General features: G+C 66.1%; 4 protein-coding genes, 1 tRNA gene and 1 pseudogene. 3 read left to right on the forward strand and 3 right to left on the reverse strand.

What is annotated here, in order from left to right:
- A partial coding sequence (locus tag ACFR9S_RS14760; RefSeq protein ID WP_459077219.1) for a glutamyl-tRNA reductase occupies window positions 1-500 on the reverse strand: 500 nt, incomplete at its 3' end.
- 79 nt (window positions 501-579) lie between these two features.
- Entirely contained in the window at window positions 580-978 is a 399-nt protein-coding gene (locus ACFR9S_RS14765; protein ID WP_379731953.1) for a DUF5778 family protein, read from the reverse strand.
- Between the two features lie 102 nt (window positions 979-1080).
- Here ACFR9S_RS14765 and ACFR9S_RS14770 point away from each other — a divergent pair, with 102 nt between their 5' ends.
- The 3 genes from ACFR9S_RS14770 to ACFR9S_RS14780 all read left to right on the forward strand — a co-directional run bounded on the left by ACFR9S_RS14770 (window position 1081) and on the right by ACFR9S_RS14780 (window position 3762).
- Window positions 1081-1650 carry an FxsA family protein gene (locus ACFR9S_RS14770; RefSeq protein WP_379818960.1) on the forward strand — a complete coding sequence of 190 codons (570 nt, stop codon included), beginning with the start codon at window positions 1081-1083 and terminating at the stop codon, window positions 1648-1650.
- Between the two features lie 85 nt (window positions 1651-1735).
- Window positions 1736-1809 (forward strand) — tRNA-Ile (locus ACFR9S_RS14775).
- A gap of 255 nt (window positions 1810-2064) precedes the next feature.
- On the forward strand, window positions 2065-3762 hold the full coding sequence (locus ACFR9S_RS14780; RefSeq protein WP_379731955.1) for a hypothetical protein: 1698 nt from the start codon (window positions 2065-2067) through the stop codon (window positions 3760-3762).
- 66 nt (window positions 3763-3828) lie between these two features.
- On the opposite strand, the pseudogene ACFR9S_RS14785 reads toward ACFR9S_RS14780, so the two are convergent.
- A pseudogene (locus ACFR9S_RS14785) lies at window positions 3829-4200 on the reverse strand (DEAD/DEAH box helicase); the annotation flags it as partial.

The raw sequence follows: 4200 nt of genomic DNA on the forward strand, positions 1-4200 counted from the left end.
CCGGCGAGCTCAACCGCGGCCGAGCCCATCGAGACGGTCCCCTCGTTGATCGCGGTCTCGGTCCGGGCGCGCTCGCCGACGTGGACCGCCTTCAGCAGCGCCTCCTCGAGCACGGGGCCGAGCGTGCCGTCCTCGCGGGCGCGTTCGATCGCGTCCTTCACCTGTCCGATGATCTGGTCTTCGCCCAGTACGAGCGACTCCAGCCCGCTGGCGACCCGCATCAGGTGGCGGATCGCGTCCTCGTGTTCGAGGCGGGTGACCGCCCCCTCGCGGACCTCCGGTGCGAAGTCCGACAGCGCGTCCTCGCCGTCGGCGGCGCTGTCGGTGACGACGTACGCCTCCGCGCGGTTGCACGTGGCGAGCACGACGCTCTCGGTGACGCCCGGCCGGGCTGCGAGTCGCTGGGCAGCGGCGCTCTCGTCGTCGGGCGCCGCCGACTCCACCTCCTCGACGGTCGCGAGCGCGTGGGAGACGCTCACGCCAGTGATCACTCCGGTCACGGGTCTCTCGACGGGATTTACCCCGGTACTCGGTAAAAGGTTCCGGATACGGCGTGGGGGTCGGCCGAACGAGTTCGGTTCAGGGGACGAGCGTGACCCCCTCGACGTGGTCGAGCGAGTCGAGATCCTCCGCCAGCGCCTCCTGATCGACGCCGACCTCGTAGTAGAACACGAGGTCGAACGTCCCCTCGCGGAGGAGCTGCTGGCACTCCCAGACGAACTCGTCGTCGGTGAGGGTCTTCCCCTGGAACTGGTTCGAGGCGAACTCCTCGGTGTCGTTGCCGGCGTAGATGTAGCTCTCGCCCTTCCCGGCGTGGTCGGCGATCACGTCGTTGATCGCGACGGTGAGCTCGTGCATCTCCAGGTCCTCCTCGCCCGCGAGGCCCGTGTGAACGATACAGCCGACCAGTTCGATCTCGCCGGGTTCGAGGAGTCGTCTGGCCCGCTGGTAGAGGTCGTCGTCGACGGCGTCGGCCATGCTCGCACTCGGTTCGGCGGGGGTTTACCGGTGGCGGTTTCCCGCAGTTGCCGGCCGGAACTACGCGAAAGGGCTATGCCGCCGCCGCCGGAACTGTGGGTGATGCGAACCCGGTACGCCATCGCGGCGCTGCTGCTGATCCCGCTCGCGGACGCCCTGCTGCTCGTGGTCGTCGCCGACTACCTCGGCTGGCAGGCGACCGTGCTGCTCGTGGTGCTGACGGGGCTAATCGGCATGCTGCTGGTCCGCGCGGAGGGGCGCCACACGCTCGCCCGGATCCAACAGAAGGCGGCCCGCGGGGAGGCGCCGACCGACGAACTGCTGGGCGACTCGCTGCTGATCGCCGCCGGCGCGTTCCTGCTCACGCCCGGCGTCGTCACCGACGCGCTGGGGTTCCTGCTCACGATTCCCCCGACGCGCTACCCGATCCGGACCCTGCTGAAGAAGTACGTGGTCGTACCGAAACTCGACGAACGCACGGGCGGGTTCGTCACCGGGGGCGTCTGGACGGGGGGCTTCCCGAACGGCGGCGACGGCGGGCAGTTCGGCGGCGCCTCGTTCGGCAACGACGGGGACGACGGCCCGTTCGACGGGACGGCGAACGACACGTCGGACGGCGACGACGTGTACGACGTGGACCCGGACTCCTACCGGACGAAAGACGAGGAGTGAGCCGACGGAATCGGCCGCGGGCGTCGCGGTCGGCGAAAAGAAAGCCTTAACAGATACGCCGGCCAACGGAGAAATGCGCTCACCTGGGCCAATAGCTCAGTTAGGTTGAGCGCTCGGCTGATAACCGGGAGGTCCGCGGTTCAAATCCGCGTTGGCCCATCCAAAAATAATCCGGCCTTGTGCCGGATTGAATTGGGCCTTTGGCTCCCCAGCCACCCAATTTCGCCGTTCTAACGATCCTGAGACGGTAGTCTGGCGTCTTGTACCGGCAAGGTCGTTCAGATCCCCAGAGTCGTCTGTGTATTTCCGACAGGTGCGACGGAAGATAATGCCAGAGTGTATATATAGAAACTAATCGAGTGTAGGGTTAAAAAATAGACAACTAATATAACAATCTCATCCAATCCTCATGACGTGTCCTCAGAGAGAACGATCGGAGCGTCAGAGTACGTACCGCAAGGGGTGATCGACTTCGGGGTCGGCTTCTGCTACACGCTGTTGTTCCTGCCAGTGCTGGCTCTCTACCCGTTCTACTACGTCTATCGACAGATCGGCGAGGAGCCGGATATCGGTGAGGAGATGGAGGACTCCCCGCTCCACGCCACGCTGGGGTTCCCCGATGACGCGACAGTCGGGGTGCCGATACTCTGGGGCGTCCTCTACTTGGGGGCGCTCCTGTTCGTGAGCTACGGCCCGGCCGTGTTCCGTGTCGGGTTGCCGTTCGGGTCGGTAGTCGGTCTCGTGACGAGTACGTTCGGTCTCACGCTGCTGGGCATCACGCTCGGGGTCAGCACGACGTTCTTCGTGAGCGAGAGCCTGGAGCGGGATCTGCTGCAGCGACTGGGGATCACCCTGCTCGTGGGGTTCCCTCTCGGACTGTTGATCGCGGTCGTGTACGTCGTCTACTACGGAGTCGGGACCCCCGAGGCGTTGGTCGCGCCGGCGCTGATCCCGGTCGTATCGACGCTTTACGGCGGGTCCGTCGGCAACGGCTACCTCGTCAAGCGCCAGAACATCGAGCGCATCAACAAACAGAAGGGGGAGTCCTCGGACACGGACGATCACACGGAGACGAAGTCGTACAAAGGGGAGACGATCGCCGACAGCAAGGGCCGCGAGATGGTGGAGACGCTGGCCGAATCCAAGTGGGTCGTCCCGGACGAACTCCCCAACCGGAGCAGCGTACAGAAGACCCGACGTATCGAACCCCTCCGGGACATCGTTCGAGGGTTGTGGGTCGAGGAGACGCGATACACGAAGACCGTCCCCGAGACGCAGTTCAGCAGCGAGAAGAGCAACCACCGGACCGACTACCAGCGGCGCGAGCGGATCGCCCCCGACGGGTTCCAGTCCGCGTCTTACAGCTTCTTCGAGCCCGGATCGAAGGAGGTGCAGTCGTGTGATCAGTGTAGTGGCCGGGGGGAGTTGGACTGTAGCCAGTGTAACCGGTCGGGCCGGGTCAACTGTAGCAACTGCCGCGGCAGCGGCGAGACGGAGTGTGGGAACTGCCGTGGCCGGGGGAAAGTGACCGTCGAGGAGACCTGTGGCGTCTGTCGAGGGAGCGGCGAAACGTCGAGCGGTTGGGAGTGTGACAACTGCGGCGGGTACGGGAGCGTCGAGAAGACGAAGCGGTGTCCGAACTGCTACGGCGGCACCGTCGACTGCTCGACGTGTGGCGGCGGCGGGCAGGTGACCTGTAGCAACTGCGGCGGGCGAGGCACCCACGACTGCAACAAGTGTGACGCGTGCGGGCGGCTGGTGACGTTCAACTTCGTCGAACGGAACTACTCGCCCGACGAGGAAGTCACCTACCGGAACAAGAGCGTGCCCACGCGACTGCTCAAGAACGCGGAGGGGACGCGGGTCGATCTCCAGACCGACGACAACCCCTCGCAGTCGGGACTCTACCGCCGGCAGGACGAGACGCCGGAGATTCCGGTCGGCGTCGCCACGTACGAGTACTTGGGAGACACGTGGGAAGTGTTCGACGTGGAAGGGCGGATCAAAGCCCGGGACTTCCCCCGTGACTACCAGCGGCAGTTCCGTGTGGTCATGGCGGGCGTGCTCGTGTCGGTTCCGTCGTACGTGTTCCTCGCACACGTCGGGCTGTAAGGGGCCGCCGGACGCGACGCTCGGGGCACCCGAGCCCCGAAAATACGGCGTCGGTCGCGTTCGCCGCTACTCCACCCGAACCGTCCGGTCCTCGCGAACGGGCGACAGCGGTAGCTCCGGGAACGTCACCTCGACGACGAACCGGAGTTCGTCCTCGTCGGCGCCGAAGACGGGCGCCGGCACCGTCTCCGAGTCGCCGAGGTACGTCTCGGTGCCGGTCATCTCCGTCCCGTTGACCGTCACCCGGATCCCGACGCGGGCGCCGCCGCCGAGGTTCCGGACCGTCAGCTCACACATCTCGTTCTCGCCGGCCGCGATCGTCTCCGGGAACGCCCCCCAGTCGACCGAGATCCGCGGCAGGTCACGGGCGGCGTCGACGACGCGCTCGGCGACGCTGTCGGAAAGCCCCGCGTTCGTGAGTTTCGCGGCGCCGGCGTC

The organism is Halolamina salina, from assembly GCF_042678005.1.
Classification (GTDB): domain Archaea; phylum Halobacteriota; class Halobacteria; order Halobacteriales; family Haloferacaceae; genus Halolamina; species Halolamina salina.